18 protein-coding genes are annotated in these 18,731 nt (G+C 72.4%); 14 read left to right on the top strand and 4 right to left on the bottom strand.

Translation table 11 applies throughout. The annotated features are described in order from the left end of the window. The first annotated feature begins 2 nt into the window (after positions 1-2). The gene (locus CG723_RS32520) at positions 3-962 is read left to right on the top strand and encodes a DUF2510 domain-containing protein (RefSeq protein WP_234374645.1); all 960 of its coding nucleotides are present in this window, start codon (positions 3-5) and stop codon (positions 960-962) included. Between the two features lie 15 nt (positions 963-977). Here CG723_RS32520 and CG723_RS32515 read toward each other — a convergent pair whose 3' ends face one another. Further along, positions 978-2,180: an amino acid deaminase/aldolase gene (locus CG723_RS32515; RefSeq protein WP_100597081.1), complete on the bottom strand. Its 1,203-nt coding sequence runs from the start codon at positions 2,178-2,180 to the stop codon at positions 978-980. 148 nt (positions 2,181-2,328) lie between these two features. Between CG723_RS32515 and CG723_RS32510 the strand changes: the two genes are divergently transcribed. After that, a complete protein-coding gene (locus CG723_RS32510; RefSeq protein WP_234374644.1) occupies positions 2,329-3,669 on the top strand; it encodes a hypothetical protein in 1,341 nt (446 codons plus the stop codon). Next, positions 3,666-4,835 (top strand): type VII secretion-associated serine protease mycosin, encoded by a 1,170-nt coding sequence (gene mycP / locus CG723_RS32505; RefSeq protein ID WP_100597080.1) that lies wholly within the window; start codon positions 3,666-3,668, stop codon positions 4,833-4,835. Before CG723_RS32510 ends, mycP begins: the two co-directional genes overlap by 4 nt. Before the next feature lie 3 nt (positions 4,836-4,838). Here mycP and CG723_RS32500 read toward each other — a convergent pair whose 3' ends face one another. Further along, complete coding sequence (locus CG723_RS32500; RefSeq protein ID WP_100597079.1) at positions 4,839-5,720, bottom strand: serine hydrolase; 882 nt, start codon at positions 5,718-5,720, stop codon at positions 4,839-4,841. A 95-nt stretch (positions 5,721-5,815) separates the two neighbouring features. On the opposite strand from CG723_RS32500, the gene CG723_RS32495 reads away from it, so the two are divergent. Next, positions 5,816-6,547 (top strand): SseB family protein, encoded by a 732-nt coding sequence (locus CG723_RS32495; protein WP_100597133.1) that lies wholly within the window; start codon positions 5,816-5,818, stop codon positions 6,545-6,547. 13 nt (positions 6,548-6,560) lie between these two features. Here CG723_RS32495 and CG723_RS32490 read toward each other — a convergent pair whose 3' ends face one another. Beyond that, positions 6,561-6,923: a DUF1844 domain-containing protein gene (locus CG723_RS32490; protein WP_100597078.1), complete on the bottom strand. Its 363-nt coding sequence runs from the start codon at positions 6,921-6,923 to the stop codon at positions 6,561-6,563. Positions 6,924-7,273: 350 nt separating this feature from the next. Here CG723_RS32490 and infC point away from each other — a divergent pair, with 350 nt between their 5' ends. The 10 genes from infC to CG723_RS32440 all read left to right on the top strand — a co-directional run bounded on the left by infC (position 7,274) and on the right by CG723_RS32440 (position 18,350). Continuing rightward, the gene (gene infC / locus CG723_RS32485) at positions 7,274-7,999 is read left to right on the top strand and encodes a translation initiation factor IF-3 (RefSeq protein ID WP_100597077.1); all 726 of its coding nucleotides are present in this window, start codon (positions 7,274-7,276) and stop codon (positions 7,997-7,999) included. Positions 8,000-8,115: 116 nt separating this feature from the next. Further along, positions 8,116-8,310, top strand: a complete 195-nt coding sequence (gene rpmI / locus CG723_RS32480) for a 50S ribosomal protein L35 (protein WP_100597076.1) — start codon at positions 8,116-8,118, stop codon at positions 8,308-8,310. A gap of 97 nt (positions 8,311-8,407) precedes the next feature. Continuing rightward, entirely contained in the window at positions 8,408-8,794 is a 387-nt protein-coding gene (gene rplT, locus CG723_RS32475) for a 50S ribosomal protein L20 (protein ID WP_100597075.1), read from the top strand. A gap of 165 nt (positions 8,795-8,959) precedes the next feature. Further along, a complete protein-coding gene (locus tag CG723_RS32470) occupies positions 8,960-9,805 on the top strand; it encodes a TrmH family RNA methyltransferase (RefSeq protein ID WP_100597074.1) in 846 nt (281 codons plus the stop codon). Positions 9,806-9,860: 55 nt separating this feature from the next. Next, positions 9,861-11,015, top strand: coding sequence for a sensor histidine kinase (locus CG723_RS32465; protein WP_100597073.1), 1,155 nt, complete (start codon positions 9,861-9,863; stop codon positions 11,013-11,015). A 140-nt stretch (positions 11,016-11,155) separates the two neighbouring features. Next, complete coding sequence (pheS, locus tag CG723_RS32460; protein ID WP_100597072.1) at positions 11,156-12,280, top strand: phenylalanine--tRNA ligase subunit alpha; 1,125 nt, start codon at positions 11,156-11,158, stop codon at positions 12,278-12,280. Beyond that, entirely contained in the window at positions 12,280-14,790 is a 2,511-nt protein-coding gene (pheT, locus tag CG723_RS32455) for a phenylalanine--tRNA ligase subunit beta (RefSeq protein ID WP_100597071.1), read from the top strand. The genes pheS and pheT overlap by 1 nt, the downstream gene beginning before the upstream one ends. A gap of 170 nt (positions 14,791-14,960) precedes the next feature. After that, a complete protein-coding gene (locus CG723_RS32450) occupies positions 14,961-16,094 on the top strand; it encodes a PP2C family protein-serine/threonine phosphatase (RefSeq protein ID WP_100597070.1) in 1,134 nt (377 codons plus the stop codon). Between the two features lie 286 nt (positions 16,095-16,380). Further along, the gene (locus CG723_RS32445; protein ID WP_100597069.1) at positions 16,381-17,721 is read left to right on the top strand and encodes a transcriptional regulator; all 1,341 of its coding nucleotides are present in this window, start codon (positions 16,381-16,383) and stop codon (positions 17,719-17,721) included. Between the two features lie 74 nt (positions 17,722-17,795). Further along, on the top strand, positions 17,796-18,350 hold the full coding sequence (locus CG723_RS32440; protein ID WP_100597068.1) for an NUDIX domain-containing protein: 555 nt from the start codon (positions 17,796-17,798) through the stop codon (positions 18,348-18,350). Here CG723_RS32440 and CG723_RS32435 read toward each other — a convergent pair. After that, positions 18,347-18,604: a hypothetical protein gene (locus tag CG723_RS32435; RefSeq protein WP_100597067.1), complete on the bottom strand. Its 258-nt coding sequence runs from the start codon at positions 18,602-18,604 to the stop codon at positions 18,347-18,349. The two genes, CG723_RS32440 and CG723_RS32435, sit on opposite strands and share 4 nt — an antisense overlap. Positions 18,605-18,731: the final 127 nt, after the last annotated feature.

The raw sequence follows: 18,731 nt of genomic DNA, 5'->3' as shown, positions 1-18,731 counted from the left end.
GGATGAGCATGACGCCCCCGCCCGGCTGGTACCCGGACCCCACGGCCCCGCCCACCGAGCGCTGGTGGGACGGGGCCGCGTGGACCGAGCACCGACGGCAGCCGCAGAACACCCCGGCCGCGCCACAGGCTTTCGGGCCGCCCGTCGAGCCCCCGCTCCCCGCCGCGGGCCCGCAGCGCCCGCCCGCCGCACCGGGCCGCGGCGCGAAGACCATCGCCCTGGCCGCCGCCGGCATCGTGCTCGTCGCCTCCATCGCCACCGGTGCCGTCCTGCTCGGCCGTGGCGACGACGACCCCAAGTCCCGCACGGCGCCCACCTCGAGCGCCCCGGCACCCACGGACCCGACCGCCACGGCGAGCAGCGCCGAGCCCACCCCCACCGAGGACGCGTCCACCGCCGTCGACCAGCTCAACGGCATCACGCTCCCCGTCCTCGACGGCTGGCAGAAGGCCGAGAACGTCGTCGACGACGACATGCTGATCACCACCCCGCGCACCTACGACTGCCCCGGCGACTCGGGCCTGTGCCGGCACGGCACCGTCGTCTCCCGCACCGTCACCGGGACCGACGAGACCTCGCCCGAAGTCATCGCCAAACGGGACATCAAGGACGCCGCGGACGCCTCGTACGACAAGAACGGCATCAACCAGCAGCCCTTCGGCGGCATCGAGTCGCACCAGCAGATCGCCGCCCGCCAGACCGCGGTCGCCGGGCGCGCCGGCTACCTCGTCCGCTGGAAGGTGAAGACCGCGAAGGGGCCCGGCGGTTACGTCCAGTCCGTCGTCTTCCCCTCCAGCGCCGGCTCCGAGGCCCTGGTGACCGTCCGCATCACCGTCGACGCCGGCCAGGACGCGCCACCGCTCTCCGACATGGACCGCATCGTCAAGGGCATCAGGGCGGCGGGCGACAGCGGGTCCGACGGCGGCGTGGGCAGCAGCATCGGCCCCACCGTCACGCCGTGAACCGTCCCGGGATCCTCAGAGGAACGTGTAGCCCTCACCGCGGTACGTCGGCACGGTCGCCGTCACCGTGTCGCCCTCCACCAGGCGCAGCACGTCGAACCGCTCGCACAGCTCGCCGGCCTTCGCATGCCGGAACCACACCTTGTCGCCGATCAGCAGATCGTCGGCGGGTGCCCCGAGCAGCGGTGTCTGGACCTCGCCCGGGCCCTCTTGGGGGTCGTAGCGCAGGCCCTCCGGGAGATACGGCACCGGCAGCCGGTCGGCTCCCGCGGCGCCCGACGCCGGGTAGCCGCCGCCGAGCACGGTCACGACCCCGACGCCCGGCCTGCGCACCACGGGCTGCGCGAACAGGGCGGCGGGCCGGCCCGTGAACGACGTGTAGTTGTCGAACAGGCGCGGCACATAGAGCCCCGACCCCGCCGCGATCTCGGTCACCGCGGGCTCGGCCGCGGTGTGCTGCACACTGCCCGTGCCGCCGCCGTTCACGAACTCCAGGTCCGGCGCCACCGTGCGTACCGCGCGCACCACTTCGGCCCGCCTGACCGTCAGCTCCTTACGGGCCGCGGCCTGCATCAGCCGGATCGCCCGGGAGCGCACCGGCCGCCCCGCGACCGCGTCACCGACACCCGCGACATGACCCTCGTACGCCATCACACCCACGAGCCGGAACCCCGGCCGCCGGGCCACGGCGCGTGCCATGTCGGCGACCTGGGCGGGGGAGCGGAGCGGGGAGCGGCGGGCGCCGACCCGCACGCGCCCGCCGAGCACCTGCCACGAGGTGTCCAGTTCCAGACAGACCCTGATCTCCTCGCGCCCGCCGTCCCGCGCGTCGTCGATCAGCCGCAGCTGGGCCGGGTCGTCGACCATGACCGTGACCGCCGCCGCCGGCTTCGGATCGTGCGCGAGCTCCGCGAAACCGGCCCGGTCCGCCGACGGATACGCGAGCAGCACGTCCTCGAAACCGGACCGCGCCAGCCACAGGGACTCCGCGAGCGTGAACGACATGACCCCGGCGAAACCGTCCCTGGCCAGGACCCGTTCGAGCAGCGCGCGACAGCGCACCGACTTGCTCGCGACGCGGATCGGCTTGCCGCCCGCCCGCCGCACCAGATCGTCCGCGTTGGCGTCGAACGCCTCCAGATCGACGATCGCGACCGGGGCGTCGAGATGAGCGGTGGCCCGGTCGTAGCGGGCCCTGTCGGCTGCGCGGGGTGTCATGACCGAAGCCTGCCAGACACGATTACCGCGGGGTAGGGGGAGGATCCGGGCAGATCGTCCTGACCTGCGATACGGGGTCCCTGCGGGGCCGCGTCAGCCCGTAGAGTGACGCGGACGCAGGACGAGAACGGGACGGAAACGGGGAGGCATGAGCACGCAAGCGCGCCGCGCGCCGATCCCGCCGCGCCCCTCCCAGCCGCCCACGCGGCGCGACGAGTTGGCCGATGCCTCGGCCGGCCCGGACGCGTCGATACCCCCGCGCCCCACGCACACTCCGGCGCCGGGCCAGACACCTCCGCCGCCCCCCGCCTCGGCTCGCTTCCCGGACATCCCGCCCGTGCCGGGCACGCCCGCGGCCCCCGTGTCCGACCGGCCGGCGCACCCCGGCCCCCTGCCGCCCGAGCGCCCGACGGAGACCACGACCAGGCTTCGGCCGATCAGGGACACCGCCGCGCAGAGCCCCGACGGCACGCCCCCGCCCCACCCCGCCACACCTCCCGCGACAGCGGTCCCTCGCCGTCCCGCCACGCCGCCGCGCGCCCCCGGCGAACCGCACGCCACCGTCCCCCGCCCCGCCGCGCCCCCGCGCATCCCCGGCGAGCCCCCCGTCGGAAGGCGCCCCGTCGGGGCCGTCGACCTCACCCCGGGACCCGGCGCCGGCCGCCCCTTCGTGTTCTTCGCGCGCCCCGCCTCGTACGACGACAGCACCACCCGCCTGCGCCCCATCGGCTCCCGGATACGGCCCCGCGTCGCTGCCGCCGCGGCCTGCGCCGTGCTCGGACTCGGCCTCATCGGCGGTGCGGCGACCGGGAGTTGGCTGACCGGGGACAGCGGCGGCAGCGTCGGCTCACCGAGCTCGTACGCCGCCGCGGGCACCCTCTGGCACAGCGTCCCCGTCGACCGGCTGTTCCCGCCCGTCATCAAGGGCGACGGAGCGGGACCCGGCGGCGCCGACCGCACCTGGACCCGTATCGCCGTCGCCCCGGACAGCACCTGTGAGAACGCCTTCGACCCGCTGCTGCAGAAGGCGCTCAGGCCCGCCGGCTGTCTGCGCCTCCTGCGCGCCACCTACACCGACGCCACCCGCAGCCATGTCACCACCGTCGGCCTGCTGTTCACCAAGGCGGACACGGAGGCCATGAAGGCGCTGCGCACCCGGTTCACCGAGGACGGCCTCGACCGCAGGACCGACCTCGTGCCCCGCCCGTACGCGGCGAAGGGCACCCTCGCCGCCGGGTTCGGCGACGCCCAGCGCGCCTCCTGGACCATCTCCGTCCTCACCGACGCCCCCGTTGTCGCCTACGCCGTCTCCGGCTTCGCCGACGCCCGTACCGTCACCGACCCGCAGCCCGCCGCCGAGGCCATGAAGTCCGGCAGCGTCGCGACCCCCGCGCAGGCCGGCCTCGGCTTCGAGGCGCAGGGCATCGCCGACCGTGTGGAACGAAGCCTGCGGGCCGCCGTCGCCAAGGTCACCGAGGAGCCGTCATGACCCGCACGGCCGCCGCCTGGCGGAACGCCGCCACCGCGCTCACGGCCGCCGCGGCCCTCGCGCTGCTCCCGTCGACCACCGCCCACGCCGACTCCGTCCGCGCCCAGCAGTGGGGCCTGGACGCGATGCACACCGAGGACGCCTGGCGCACGACCAAGGGCAAGGGCATCACCGTCGCCGTCCTCGACACCGGCGTGGACGGCACCCACCCCGACCTCAAGGGCAACGTCCTGCCCATCAAGGACCTCGTCGGCTTCGGCGCCAAGAGGGGCGACCGTTCCTGGGCCCGGCACGGCACCGCCATGGCCGGGATCATCGCCGGTCACGGCCACGGCCCGGGCGGCGACGACGGCGTACTCGGCATCGCGCCCGAGGCGAAGGTCCTGCCCGTCCGCGTGATCCTCGAGGACGGCGACCCGGCCCGCAAGGAAGCCCGCTCCAGCCGGGGCAGCGCACTCGCCGACGGCATCCGCTGGGCCGCCGACCACGGCGCCGACGTCATCAACCTCTCCCTCGGCGACGACTCCGCCACCGCCCACCCGGAAGCCACCGAGGACGCCGCCGTCCAGTACGCGCTGAAGAAGGGCTCCGTCGTCGTCGCCTCCGCGGGCAACGGCGGCAAGAAGGGCGACCACATCTCGTACCCGGCCGCGTACCCCGGAGTGATCACGGCCACCGCCGTCGACCGCTACCTCCACCGCGCCCCCTTCTCCACGCGCCGCTGGTACGCCACCGTCAGCGCCCCCGGCGACGCCATCGCGATCGCCGACCCCGACCGCACGTACTACTCGGGCTGGGGCACCAGCGCCGCCTCGGCCTTCGTGTCCGGCGCCGTCGCGCTGGTCCGCGCCGCCCACCCGGGGCTCACGCCCGCGCAGATCAAGCAGCTCCTGGAGGACACCGCCCGCGACGCCCCCTCGGGCGGCCGCGACGACTCCCTCGGCTTCGGCTTCGTCGACCCGGCCGCCGCGATCCGCAAGGGCGACTCCCTCAAGGCCGAGGGCCTGCGCTCCACCACGTACTCGGAGAAGTTCTTCGGCACGGGACCCGACACCCCCGACGGCGACGCGGGTACCGGCTGGGTGGGCCCCGTCGCGGGCGGCCTCGGCGTCGTGCTCCTCGCGGCCGCCGTCTACCTGTGGCGCGGGCGTCGCACGGTCCTCTGAGCCTCAGCCGGTGAGCACGGAGACGGCCGCCGTCGCGACCCCCTCCACGAGCGCCACCCCCACCTCCTTGGTCGCGTTGCCGTCGGAGAGCACCGAGACCAGGTACGGCTTCCCTCCGACGGTCACCCGCCCCACGCTGTTGATGTCCCACAGCCCGGTCGCGGTGCGCGGCAGCCACCCGTTCTTCAGCGCACACCCGGACACGGAGTCGGCGGCCGCGGACACACCCCACCGCTGGTCCGCAGCGGTCCGCCCCATCAGCCCGACGACGTAGGCGCGCGACGCCTCGCTCAGCCCCGAGCCCTCCGTGCTGAACACGGCGCGCAGCAACGTCAGTTGATCCTCCGCGGTCGTCTGCGTCAGACCCCACTCGCCGCCCGCGCCCGCCCTCGTCCCGGTCAGCCCCAGCGTCAGGTTCGCCGCGTCGAGCCCGTCCGCGCCGCCGATCGAGTCCCACAGGGCCGTCGCGGACGCGTTGTCACTGTTCTCGATCATCGCCGTCGCGTATGCGCGCTCCTGCGACGTCAGCGCCCGCCCTGCGTCCTGTGCCCGCAGCAGCAGCGCCGCGAGGATGTCGACCTTGACGATGCTCGCGGTGTCGAACGCGGACGCGCCGTCGTACACGGCGCCGTCCGCCGACCCGTCGAGCGCGGCGACCGCCACCGAGACCCGCGCGTCACCGTCCGAAAGCAGGGGCTTCAGCGCCTTCGCGAGCGCGTCGTCACGGTCCACGGAGACCTCCTCGTCGGATGCGGGTACGGACGCCGACGCCGTGGCGGCGACCGGAACCGGCTGCTCCGCCCCGCCCGGCGAGCAGCCTATGAGGGTCCCCACGAGGGTTCCCGCGAGAAGGGCGGCGCACGCCGCGAGTCCGTTCCGGTCCATGCCCGGATGCTCGGCGCCCGTCCTGTGCGCACCGTGAGACCCGGCTCAGGGTCCGCTGAGAAGATCGCGCCGCCCGGTCGGTAGGGTCGGTGAACGTGGCGAACAAGAACATTCCCGACCCCGGCTTCTCCGACGACGACGGCTCCGCGGACCCGCGCTTGAGCGCGGCCCTCGCCGCGTGGGCCGAGGACCGCACGGCGCACGGCCCGGTCCTCGAGGCGCTCAAGGAAGCACGGCTCCTCGTCCCCGTCGTCGCCGTGCTCGGCGAAGTCGAGGAGGACGAGAACGGGCTGCGCCGCGAGAAGACCAGCGACATGGCCGTGCCCACGCTCAAGGCCGGCGACCGCAAGGCCCTGCCCGCGTTCACCTCCACCGCGGCCCTCGCCCTGTGGGACCCCGAGGCCCGCCCCGTCGCCGTCCCCCTGCACCAAGCGCTTCAGGCCGCCGCGCACGAGCAGGCCGACACGATCGTCATCGACCTCGCGGGCCCGGTCGCCTACGAGCTCAGCGGCGCCGCCCTGCGCGCCGCGAACGAGGGCCGCACCAGCGTCGAGCCCCTCGCCGACCCGGCCGTCACGGAGGCGATCCGCGCCGCCGTCGCCGCCGAGCCCGGCGTGCTCCGCGCCCACCTGGGCCCGGGCAGCGCCGACGGCATCCTCGCGCTCGTCCTCGACCCGTCGGCCGCCCCCGCCGAGACGGCCCGCGCCGTCGCCGCGCGCATCGCCGCCGACGAAACACTGAGGGCCCGCCTGGTACGGGGCCTCGACCTGGCACTCCTGCCGGCCGAGACCACGCCACCCGGCGAGCCCCTCTACGTACGCGCGTGAACTACCGGAACGATCAGCCGTAGACCGGGCCCGTGTACTTCTCGCCGGGGCCCTGCCCCGGCTCGTCCGGCACGAAGGACGCCTCGCGGAACGCCAGCTGCAGCGACTTCAGACCGTCGCGCAGCGGCGCCGCGTGGAACGAGCTGATCTCGGTCGTGCTCGCGTCGAGCAGACCGGCGAGGGCGTGCACGAGCTTGCGGGCCTCGTCGAGGTCCTTGTGGGCGTCGCCCTCCTCGGTGAGGCCGAGCTTCACCGCGGCGGCGCTCATCAGGTTGACCGCGACCGTCACGATCACCTCGACGGCGGGGACCTCGGCGATGTCCCGGGTCAGGGCGTCGTAGTCAGTGTTTTCGGCGGCGGGGGTGGCGTCATTCATGTGCCCCACGATATGCCGCCCGCGCACTCGGTTGGGCCCACCCCCCGGGAGCTGCTAACCTTGTGTAACGACCGGCCGGACACGCACGCCACTGGCTTGAGTGACCGGCCCACAAGTGGAGGCTCCGATCTCCCACCTGGCCGCTCCTCAGGGGCGGCGGGTCACCGGTCAGACGGCCCCCATCGTTCCGTACGGACGATGGAGCCGTCCGATGTGCGCCCCACGGTCACCCGTGGCGGTGCTCCGGTAGTCCTTGGAGCCCCGCCTGTGTACCGTCCGGGGCATTTTTTGTGTTTCGGTGCGGTTGGTACTACGAAAACAGACGTTACGCGGCGGTCCGCCAGACCGTCGTGTGGTGCTACCGAGGAGGATCCATCAGCGCCGAGCCCCGCATCAACGACCGGATTCGCGTTCCCGAAGTGCGACTTGTCGGTCCCAGCGGCGAGCAGGTCGGGATTGTTCCGCTTGCCAAGGCCCTTGAGCTTGCTCAGGAGTACGACCTCGACCTCGTCGAGGTGGCGGCGACAGCCCGTCCGCCCGTCTGCAAGCTCATGGACTACGGCAAGTTCAAGTACGAGTCGGCCATGAAGGCCCGTGAGGCGCGCAAGAACCAGGCGCACACGGTCATCAAGGAGATGAAGCTCCGGCCGAAGATCGACCCGCACGACTATGACACCAAGAAGGGTCATGTCGTCCGGTTCCTCAAGGCGGGCGACAAGGTCAAGATCACGATCATGTTCCGTGGTCGCGAGCAGTCCCGCCCCGAGCTGGGTTTCCGACTGCTGCAGCGTCTCGCTTCGGACGTCGAGGACCTCGGGTTCATCGAGTCGAACCCGAAGCAGGACGGCCGAAACATGATCATGGTTCTCGGTCCGCACAAGAAGAAGACCGAGGCCATGGCCGAGGCCCGCGAGGCCCAGGAGGCCCGCAAGGCCGAGCAGAAGGCTCTGCCGACGCACGGCCGCACGCAGCGGGCCAGCGACGACGCCGCGGAGTCGGAGTCCGAGGCCCCGGCCGAGGCGACCGACGAAGCCCCTGCCGAAGAGGCCACGGCCGAGGCTTCCGCCGAGGCCTGATCCGGTCACGTACAGCCCGTACGGACCGGATGCCATCGATACATCTGGACGTTCCGTATGCCGGTCCGCACCCCGGACCGGCAGGGGAACGCCACTGACGAGGAGAGAACGGCGCTATGCCGAAGAACAAGACGCACAGCGGTGCCAGCAAGCGCTTCAAGATCACCGGCTCCGGCAAGGTGCTCCGTGAGCGCGCCGGCAAGCGCCACCTGCTCGAGCACAAGTCGTCCCGCGTGACGCGCCGCCTCACCGGCACGGTCGAGCTGGCCCCGGGCGACGCCAAGAAGATCAAGAAGCTTCTCGGCAAGTGAGTTCGGGCGCGCACCAGCGCGCCGGAGTTCGGACCGGGACCAATTCGTTTTCGGGTCGTGTGAGTCCAACCACGGCCCCGCTACAAGGAGTTAACAAGTGGCACGCGTCAAGCGGGCAGTGAACGCCCACAAGAAGCGCAGGGCAGTCCTCGAGGCCGCCAAGGGTTACCGCGGTCAGCGCTCGCGCCTGTACCGCAAGGCCAAGGAGCAGGTCACTCACTCCCTGGTCTACAACTACAACGACCGCAAGAAGCGCAAGGGCGACTTCCGCCGTCTGTGGATCCAGCGCATCAACGCCGCTGCCCGCGAGAACGGCATGACGTACAACCGCCTCATCCAGGGTCTGAACGCCGCCAACATCGAGGTGGACCGCAAGATCCTCGCCGAGCTGGCCGTCAACGACCCGAACGCGTTCGCCGCGCTCGTCGAGGTTGCGCAGAAGGCCCTTCCGGCCGACGTGAACGCGCCCAAGGCTGCCGCCTAAGCGTTGCACTTCGCTGAGCCGGATTCGATCGGACCCGCAAGCCGTTGGCTTGCGGGTCCGATTGCGTCGTCGGCTGCGGGCCGTGGGGGCTGATCGCGCCCACGCGGCGGATCCGCACATGTCACAGCCCCGCGCCCCTTTGGGGCCGTACCCGAAAGTGAGTCAATGGCCGCCGCCCCCGAGTTGATCTCCCCCAAGTCGCCCCGCGTCAGTGCCGCGCGGCGGCTTGCCAAGCGGAACTTCCGGGGCAAGGAGCGGCTGTTCCTGGCCGAGGGGCCACAGGCCGTGCGGGAGGCCGCCGGGCACGCGGACACCCTCGTCGAGCTGTTCGCGACCCTCGACGCCGCCGAGCGCTACGCCGACATCGTCGCGGAGGCGCGCGACGCCGGCGCCCGGCTGCACCTCGCCGACGAGGACGTCATCGCCGACATCTCGACGACCGTCACCCCGCAGGGCCTCGTCGGTGTCTGCCGGTTCCTCGACACCCCGTTCGAGGACGTCCTCGCCGCCCGCCCCAAGCTCGTCGCTGTCCTCGCCAACGTCCGCGACCCCGGCAACGCCGGCACCGTGCTGCGCTGCGCCGACGCCGCGGGCGCCGACGCCGTGGTCCTGACCGACGCGTCCGTCGACCTGTACAACCCCAAGTCCGTGCGGGCGTCCGTCGGCTCGCTGTTCCATCTGCCGGTCGCCGTCGGCGTACCCGTGGAGCGGGCCGTACAGGGGCTCAAGGACGCGGGCGTACGCATCCTCGCCGCCGACGGCGCGGGGGAGGACGACCTCGACACCGAGCTCGACCGCGGCACCATGGGCACCCGCACCGCCTGGATCTTCGGCAACGAGGCCTGGGGGCTCCCCGAGGAGACCCGCGAACTCGCCGACGCCGTCGTACGGGTCCCGATCCACGGCAAGGCCGAGAGCCTGAACCTCGCCACGGCCGCCGCCGTCTGCCTGTACGCCTCCGCGCGGGCACAGCGAGCCCCGGGAGGGTGCCGCTCCGTCACCCCCAGCTAGTAGTGTGGCGAGCTCGGAGGCCACAGCGCCCTTCCGAGAGGCGGGATACGGGGATATGAGCGTCGGCACGAGCAGAGCACCGGGGGCACGGGACACCCTGCGCCCGCCCGCGCCCCGATGCGGCCCCGACGACCTCACCACTCTCGCCGACAGCGGCCTCCACCCCGACGACCTGCCCGACGGACTCGTCGTCGCCGACGAGACCGGGCATGTCATCTGCTTCAACGCTGCGGCCGTCCGGATCACCGCCGTTCCCGCCGCCGACGCCCTCGGCCACCCGCTGGAGCGCGCGCTCCCCTTAGAGGACCTCGAAGGCCGCCGCTGGTGGCAGCTGACCGACCCGTACGGCGGCCTCGCCATCCGCGTCGCCCAGCCCGAGCGCAATCTGCTGCTCCCCGGCGGGCGAGAGGTCCTCGTCTCCGCGCGGTACGTACGCACCGCGCCCACCGGTCCCGTCCGCCGCGTCGTCGTCTCCATCCGTGACACCGAGGCCCGCCGCCGCACCGAGCGCAGCCACGCCGAGCTGATCGCGACCGTCGCCCACGAGCTGCGCTCGCCCCTCACCTCGGTGAAGGGCTTCACCGCGACCTTGCTCGCGAAGTGGGAGCGGTTCACCGACGACCAGAAGAAACTGATGCTGGAGACCGTCGACGCCGACGCGAACCGCGTCACACGGCTCATCGCCGAGCTCCTCGACATCTCCCGCATCGACTCCGGCCGCCTCGAAGTGCGCCGGCAGCCCGTCGACATCGGCGCCGCCGTGGGCCGCCACATCCAGGCCCACGTCGCCTCAGGACAGCCGGCCGACCGCTTCCTCGTCCGGGTGGAACAGCCGCTGCCCGACCTCTGGGCCGACCCGGACAAGATCGACCAGGTGCTCAGCAACCTCCTGGAAAATGCCGTGCGCCACGGCGAGGGAACGGTCACCATCGACGTCATGCCCTCGGCATCACCCCGCGAGCGGGAGTGCGCCGGCACGTCGGTCACCGTGAGCGACGAGGGGCCCGGCATCCCGGAGGAGTCCATGAACCGCGTCTTCACCCGCTTCTGGCGGGGCAGCAAGCGCGGCGGCACCGGACTCGGCCTGTACATCGTCAAGGGCATCGTCGAGGCCCACGGCGGAACGATCACGGTCGGCCGCGGGCCCGGCGGCGGCGCACAGTTCCGATTTATGTTGCCCGTGGGGGCCCCGGCGTATCTGAACGCCTGAGCGGGCCCCCACGGGCGCATCGGCACACCCCACCCCCGTTAGACTCGGTCTTTGGCACTTTGCGTCCCAATCCTGAGACGAATCGTCTCCGAGTCGTGGACGGGGACCATCCGCCAAACCAACCGGAAGCACGGGAAGAGATGTCGGCACCGAATAAGTCGTACGACCCTGTTGAGGTCGAGGCCTTGAAACCGGAAGAGATCGAGCGCATGCGGGACGAGGCGCTCGCCGCCTTCGCGGCCGCGGACTCCCTCGGCGCGCTCCAGGAGGCCAAGGTCGCCCACACCGGCGGCACCTCGCCCCTGTCGCTCGCCAACCGCGAGATCGGCGCCCTGCCCCCGCAGGCCAAGGCCGAGGCCGGCAAGCGCGTCGGCATGGCCCGCGGCGCCGTCAGCAAGGCGCTCGCCGCCCGCCAGACGGAGCTCGAGGCCGAGCGCGACGCGCGCGTCCTGGTCGAGGAGGCCGTGGACGTCACGCTGCCCTACGACCGGACCCCGGCCGGCGCCCGCCACCCCCTGACCACGCTCTCGGAGCGCATCGAGGACGTCTTCGTGGCCATGGGCTACGAGGTCGCCGAGGGCCCCGAGGTCGAGGCGGAGTGGTTCAACTTCGACGCCCTGAACATCGGTCCCGACCACCCCGCGCGCGGGATGCAGGACACGTTCTTCGTCGAGGGGCCCAAGGGCCGCGAGACGGAGTCGAACGTCGTCCTGCGCACCCACACGTCCCCCGTGCAGATCCGGTCCATGCTCGACCGCGAGCCGCCGGTCTACGTGATCTGCCCGGGCCGCGTCTACCGCTCCGACGAGCTGGACGCCACGCATACGCCGGTGTTCATGCAGGTCGAGCTGCTCGCCGTCGACGAGGGCCTGACGATGTCGGACCTCAAGGGCACCCTCGACCACATGGTCCAGGCGCTCTTCGGCGAGGGCATGAAGACCCGCCTGCGGCCGAACTTCTTCCCGTTCACCGAGCCGTCCGCCGAGATGGACATGGTCTGCTACGTGTGCCGCGGCGAGTCCGTCGGCAACCCGGACCGCCCGTGCCGCACCTGCTCCTCCGAGGGCTGGATCGAGCTCGGCGGCTGCGGCATGGTCAACCCCAAGGTGCTGACCGCGGCGGGCATCGACCCCGAGAAGTACAGCGGATTCGCCTTCGGGTTCGGCATCGAGCGGATGCTGATGTTCCGCCACAACGTCGAAGACATGCGAGACATGGTCGAGGGTGACATCCGGTTCACCCGGCCGTTCGGGATGGAGATCTGATGCGTATCCCGCTTTCCTGGCTGCGGGAGTACGTCGATCTCCCCGCCACCGAGACAGGCCGTGACCTGCAGGAGAAGCTCGTCGCCACCGGCCTCGAGGTCGAGACCGTCGAGCAGCTCGGCGCCGGCCTCAAGGGCCCCCTCGTCGTCGGTCAGGTCCTGACCATCGAGGAGCTGGAGGGCTTCAAGAAGCCCATCCGCTTCTGCACCGTCGACGTCGGCCAGGCCAATGGCACCGGCGAGCCGCAGGAGATCGTCTGCGGCGCCCGTAACTTCGCCGTCGGCGACAAGGTCGTCGTGGTCCTGCCGGGCGCCGTGCTGCCCGGCGACTTCGCGATCGCCGCGCGCAAGACGTACGGCAGGACGTCGCACGGCATGATCTGCTCCGGCGACGAGCTGGGCATGGGCGACGACGGCTCCGGCGGCATCATCGTCCTGCCGCCCGAGCACGAGGTCGGCACCGACGCGATCGAGCTCCTCCAGCTCGTCGACGAGGTCCTCGACATCGCCGTCACCGCCAACCGCGGCGACTGCCTGTCCCTGCGCGGCGTCGCCCGCGAGGCCGCCATCGCGTACGGCCTGCCGCTGCGCGACCCGGCGCTCCTCGACGTGCCCGCGCCGAACGCGAACGGCTACCCGGTCCAGATCTCCGAGCCGGCCGGCTGCGACCGCTTCACCGCGCGCACCGTCACCGGTCTCAACCCCGAGGCCCGCTCCCCGATCTGGCTCCAGCGCCGGCTGCAGAAGGCGGGCATGCGCCCGATCTCGCTCGCCGTCGACATCACCAACTACGTGATGCTGGAGCTCGGCCAGCCCCTGCACGCCTACGACCGCTCCCTCGTCCAGGGCACGATCGGCGTGCGCCGGGCCGAGCAGGGCGAGAAGTTCACCACCCTCGACGGCGCCAAGCGCGTGCTCGACGCCGAGGACCTGGTGATCACCGACGACCGCGGTCCCATCGGCCTCGCGGGCGTCATGGGCGGCGCCAACACCGAGATCGCCGACCACGGCGCCGACGCCGGGACCACCGACGTCGTCATCGAGGCCGCGCACTTCGACCCCGTCTCGATCGCCCGCACCGCGCGCCGCCACAAGCTGTCCTCCGAGGCGTCCAAGCGCTTCGAGCGCGGCGTCGACACGGAAGCCGCGTCCGCCGCGGCCCAGCGCACCGTGGACCTGCTCGTGCTCCTCGCGGGCGGCACCGCCGACCCCGGCGTCACCGAGGTCATCGCGCCCTCCGGGCCGCACACCATCACGCTCCCGGCGGACCACCCCGACAAGGTCGCGGGTGTCACGTACGGCCGCGAGACCGTCGTGCGCCGCCTCCAGCAGGTCGGCTGCGACGTCTACGGCCAGGACAACCTGACGGTCACCGTGCCGTCGTGGCGTCCCGACCTGAGGGAGCCGAACGACCTGGCCGAAGAGGTCATCCGGCTCGAGGGCTACGAGAACCTGCCCTCGACGCTGCCGAGGCCCCCGGCGGGCCGCGGCCTCACCGAGCGCCAGCGCCTGCACCGCCGCGCCGGCCGCGCCCTGGCCGGTGCCGGTTACGTCGAGGCGCTGAACTACCCGTTCATCAGCGACGAGACGCTCGGCAAGCTCGGCATCGAGCAGGACGACCCGCGCCGCACCACGGTCAAGCTGGTCAACCCGCTCTCCGACGAGGAGCCCGCGCTCCGTACGACGCTGCTGCCGGGCCTCCTGGAGGCGCTGCGCCGCAACGACGGCCGTGGCTCGCACGACCTGGCGCTGTTCGAGACCGGTCTGGTCTTCCGGCCGACCGGTGACGAGCCGCAGGCCGTACGGCTGCCGATCGACCGGCGTCCCACCGACGAGGAGATCGCCGGCCTCGACGCCGCGCTGCCGCGTCAGCCCCGCCACGCCGCCGTCGTCCTCACGGGCGCCCGCGAGCAGGCCGGCTGGTGGGGCAACGGCCGCCCGGCCGAGTGGGCGGACGCCGTCGAGGCGGCCCGCACCATCGCCCGCGAGGCCGGTGTCGAGCTGATCGTGCGCGGCGACCAGCACGCGCCCTGGCACCCGGGCCGGTGCGCCGCGCTGTTCGCCGTGGTGGACGGCGCGGAGACCCTCGTCGGCCACGCCGGTGAGCTGCACCCGCGCGTCATCAAGGCGCTGCATCTCCCTGAGCGCAGCTGCGCCATGGAGGTCGACCTCGACCGCATCGAGCGGGCCGGCACCGGCGCGCTCCAGGCGCCGCGGATCTCCACGTTCCCCGTGGCGACGCAGGACGTCGCGCTCGTCGTCGACGCCTCCGTGCCGGCCGCCGACGTGGAGCAGGCGCTGCGCGAGGGGGCGGGCGAACTCCTCGAGTCCCTCCGCCTGTTCGACGTGTTCACGGGCGAGCAGCTCGGTGAGGGCCGCAAGTCCCTCGCCTACGCGCTGCGCTTCCGTGCCGGCGACCGCACGCTGACCGTCGACGAGGCCTCCGCGGCCCGCGACGCGGCGGTGGCGCTGGCCGCCGAGCGCACCGGGGCGGTGCTGCGCGGGGCCTGATCCCGGCAGAGCGAGACGCAGTGAGGGGCACCTCCGGACCACCGGAGGTGCCCCTCACTCGTTCGGGTGAGAAGTGGTGGTGATCCGGTCCGATCGGGGCAGGCGGTCGACAGAATCATTGCGGCTGCAGGGCCGACCGCGCTGAACAGGGCCTTAGGGAGGCCGTCGGCATGATCCGTAACCATCCGAGGACGCCCTCCCGACCACCCCGCACCTTCTTCAGATCCCGGCTCGCCCGCTCCCGCTCCCTTCGCGTCCGCCGCGCGCTCGATCTGGTGCTGCCCACGGCCTGGGGCGCCGTGGCGATCACCTTCAAGCTGGCCTGTCCGCTCGCGCAGCAGACCGGACTCGGGGCGCGCATCGCGTCGAGCGCCGTGTTCTTCGCCGTCGGCACGGGTCTGATCCTCCATGTGCGGCGTGGCCTCCAGCGCGAACTGCGGCAGCTGCGCAGGATCGCGGGGGCCGCACAGAACGTGCTGCTGCGCCCGCTGCCGCCCCGCATCGACGGACTGGCCGTCGCGGCGGGACAGCTCTCGGCCGACCGGGGCGCCACCGTGGGCGGGGACCTCTACGAGGCCATCGCCACCGACCACGGCGTGCGGGTCGTCATGGGGGACGTCCGCGGGCACGGCCTCGACGCCCTCGCGACCGTCGCCGCCGTCCTCGGCAGCTTCCGTGAGGCGGCGCACGACGAGGCCGAACTGACCTGCGTACTGAGGCGACTTGAGCGTGCCATGGCCCGGCATCTGCGCGAGCGGTCACGGGACGAGCACCCCGCGGCCGGCGGCGCCGACCCCGTCAGTCCGGTCGCGGAGGAGTTCGTCACCGTGCTGCTCCTGGAGATCCGGCAGGACGGGGAGGTGCTGGCGCTCAACTGCGGGCACCCGTGGCCGTATCTGCTGCGCAGCCATGTGGGTCCCGCGGCTGTCCCGCGTGGCTACGCGGAGCTGGTCGTGGGCGGTGAACCCCTGCCGCCGCTCGGCCCGTTCCCGCTGCCGGCCGAGCTGCCCGTCGTGGCGTGCGGGCGGCTCCTTCCCGGGGAGGGGCTGCTGCTCCACACCGACGGGCTCGAGGACGCGCGGGACGCCCGCGGCCGGTTCTTCCCGCTGCCCGACGCGCTCGCCGAGGCCGTGCGCGTCCAGCCGGTCGTGCCCAAGGCCGTCATCCGTACCGTGTACGCCCAACTCCTGCGCCACGCGGGCGGGTTGCCGACCGACGACGCCGCGCTCCTCGTCCTGCGCAACGACCGCAAGCGAGTCCCCTCGCAGCACGGGGAGCTCCGCGTCCACAGTGCTGCCAAGTGAACGGTGCCACCGAGTGACCTGATCCCGGGGGCTCCCGATCCCCGGGGCGCGCCGTCCGCCGGCCGCGGGGTGTCGGGCAGGCAGCCGGTCGGACGGCGCGAAACGGGCCGCCGCACTGTACGAGGGGGAGCCGGCGGCCCGGCCGGCCTCTTGCGAGGCAGTTCAGTCAATCGAGTTGCATCACGCCACAAAAGAGTGCGCAACACCCGGATTCGGGCACTCCGTTCACACCCCGTGTGAAGCCCGCTCCACTAGGCTGACGGCACCGAGCCACCGGAGGGCCTCCATGCAGCCCAACACCTTGCTCGACGCGATCCTCGACGAGGCCGGGATCTCCCATGCGGGCCTCGCCGCACACGTGAACCAGGCGGGCCGTGCCAGAGGACTCGCCCTGCGCTACGAACACACCGCCGTTGCGCGGTGGTTGAAGGGACAGCGGCCACGGGGCCAGGTGTCCGACCTCATCTGCGAGGTCCTCGCCGCCCGCCTGCACCGCCCCGTCACCCTCGACGACATCGGCCTGGGCGTGCCCGGCGAACCGGCCAGCCCGCACGGCCAGAGCCTGTCCGGATTCGTCGAGCGGGCCACCGCCCTGTGGCGCTCGGACGAACAGCAGCGGCCCCACATACTGGGCGCCCCCGCCGTCACCGGGACCCCGGCCGTGATGCCCGTGTGGGAGTGGGAGAACCCGCCCGAGGACACCGATGTGTCACGCGGCGGACGTCACCGGGTCAGCGCCGCGGACCTGGAGATGATGCGCTCGGCCCGCACGCACTACGAGCAGATGTACCGCAAGGCCGGCGGCATCGCGACGCGCACCCGCATCGTCGGCTTCCTCAACACGGAGGCGGCGCCCCTGCTGCGCGGCAGTTACACCGACGAGACGGGCCGCCAACTGCACCGCGCCACCGGCGGCCTGGTCGCGATCGCGGGCATCTGCGCCTACGACTCCGACGCGCACGGCCTCGCCCAGCGCTACTTCCACCAGGCGCTGCGCCTCGCCAAGGCGAGCGGTGACCGCGGGCTCGGCGCCTATGTCATCGCCCTCCTGGTCAACCAGTCGCTCCACATGCGGCAGTACCGGCAGTCGGTGGCCTTCGCGGAGGCCGCGCTGCGGGCCGCTGGACGGCACATCACGCCCGCGCTCGCATCCGATCTGTACGCGATGCAGGCCAAGGCGTACGCGCACCTCGGCGACGGCACCAGTGCCCTGTCCTGCATCCGGCGTGCCGAGTCGGCCGCCGACCGCATCCGGCGCGGCCACGAACCGGACGAGACGGGCTATGTCCAGCCCGGACTCGTCAACGTGCAGGTGGCGGAGGCCCTGTTGAGCCTCGGCGACCTCACCTCGGCGCGCGAGCACGCGGCGGCGGCCGTGCACAACCCCGCCCACGACCGGGGGCGCGTGCACCGCCTCGCCATGCTCAGCCAGATCGAGCTGAGACAGGGCAATGCCGAGAAGGCCGTCGCGATCGCCGTGGAGATGGCAGAACAGGCACGGGGAATGGAGTCGCAGCGGCTGCGCGACAGACTCCGGGCGGTACGCGAACACCTGGTGCGCAACGGCTGCGCCGGCACGGCCGAGGCCGCCGAACTCATCGACGGGGCACTGCGCGTACCGCTCTGAGCCCGACCCGCACCGCTCTCTCACGCTCCGCTGCTGGGATATTGCCATCTAACTCGGCGGAAGGTGGCAGAACCGTGCAGTGGACGAAACAGAACGAACAAACTGTGTATGAAAACCGCTGGTTCCGGGTCAATCTCGCGGATGTCGAGCTCCCGGACGGCCGGCATCTCGACCACTTCGTCATACGACTGCGGCCGGTCGCCGTGGCCACCGTGGTCAATGAGGCCAACGAGGTGCTGCTCCTGTGGCGGCACCGCTTCATCACCGACAGCTGGGGCTGGGAGCTCCCGGCGGGAGTGGTCGAGGACGGCGAGGACATCGCCGCCGCGGCCGCCAGGGAACTGGAGGAGGAGACCGGCTGGCGGCCGGGACCCTTGCGCCATCTGATGAGCGTGGAGCCGTCCAACGGTCTCGAGGACGCCAGGCACCACGTCTACTGGGCCGAGGAAGGTTCGTACGTCGGCCATCCCGAGGACGACTTCGAGTCGGACCGCCGGGAGTGGGTCCCTCTCAAACTCGTCCCCGACATGGTCGCCCGTGGCGAGGTCCCGGCCGCCAACATGGCGGCCGCACTGCTGATGCTGCACCATCTCAGGCTGGGGCAGGACGCCCCTGGCCTGCGGCGCTAGCGTCCGAACGCCTGCCAGACGGCAAGGCCGAGGGCGCCGGCCGCGGTGATCGCGGCGATGGCCTGCAGCGGCCATCGGGTGTGCTCGAGCGCGGCGACCCGAGTGTTCAGGTCGTCCTGATCCTTGACGCTCTGTTCATCGCGCTGGGTGAGCAACGCCAGCCTGCCGTCGACGCGGGCGAGACCCACATCGAGGCTGCGGCGTAACTCCGCGAGTTCTTCCGGGACCACGGGACGCTCGGGGTCGGCGGTCACGGGTCGGCTCCTTTCCGTAGTGGGCAGATCCGTTGTCCTACGCACGGAAAGTCAACTCGCCTGGTGGGTACGGCGGGAGAGTGTGCGATGGGCATATGCGGGCCCGGTGCGCACACGGTGTGCGAAT

This window comes from Streptomyces sp. CB01635 (assembly GCF_002803065.1).
GTDB lineage: Bacteria > Actinomycetota > Actinomycetes > Streptomycetales > Streptomycetaceae > Streptomyces.
The sequence above is the reverse complement of the archived record's forward strand: the minus strand, read 5'-3'. Positions and strand labels throughout refer to the sequence as shown.

Bases quoted from the DNA above. Each gene is read 5' to 3' on its own strand.
- CG723_RS32510 (WP_234374644.1), top strand. From the start codon at position 2,329: ATGAGCACGCAAGCGCGCCGCGCGCCGATCCCGCCGCGCCCCTCCCAG.
- rpmI (WP_100597076.1), top strand. From the start codon at position 8,116: ATGCCGAAGAACAAGACGCACAGCGGTGCCAGCAAGCGCTTCAAGATC.
- CG723_RS32515 (WP_100597081.1), bottom strand. From the start codon at position 2,180: ATGACACCCCGCGCAGCCGACAGGGCCCGCTACGACCGGGCCACCGCT.
- CG723_RS32490 (WP_100597078.1), bottom strand. From the start codon at position 6,923: ATGAATGACGCCACCCCCGCCGCCGAAAACACTGACTACGACGCCCTG.
- CG723_RS32445 (WP_100597069.1), top strand. From the start codon at position 16,381: ATGCAGCCCAACACCTTGCTCGACGCGATCCTCGACGAGGCCGGGATC.
- mycP (WP_100597080.1), top strand. From the start codon at position 3,666: ATGACCCGCACGGCCGCCGCCTGGCGGAACGCCGCCACCGCGCTCACG.
- CG723_RS32450 (WP_100597070.1), top strand. From the start codon at position 14,961: ATGATCCGTAACCATCCGAGGACGCCCTCCCGACCACCCCGCACCTTC.
- CG723_RS32500 (WP_100597079.1), bottom strand. From the start codon at position 5,720: ATGGACCGGAACGGACTCGCGGCGTGCGCCGCCCTTCTCGCGGGAACC.
- CG723_RS32465 (WP_100597073.1), top strand. From the start codon at position 9,861: ATGAGCGTCGGCACGAGCAGAGCACCGGGGGCACGGGACACCCTGCGC.
- CG723_RS32470 (WP_100597074.1), top strand. From the start codon at position 8,960: ATGGCCGCCGCCCCCGAGTTGATCTCCCCCAAGTCGCCCCGCGTCAGT.
- pheS (WP_100597072.1), top strand. From the start codon at position 11,156: ATGTCGGCACCGAATAAGTCGTACGACCCTGTTGAGGTCGAGGCCTTG.
- pheT (WP_100597071.1), top strand. From the start codon at position 12,280: ATGCGTATCCCGCTTTCCTGGCTGCGGGAGTACGTCGATCTCCCCGCC.
- CG723_RS32520 (WP_234374645.1), top strand. From the start codon at position 3: ATGAGCATGACGCCCCCGCCCGGCTGGTACCCGGACCCCACGGCCCCG.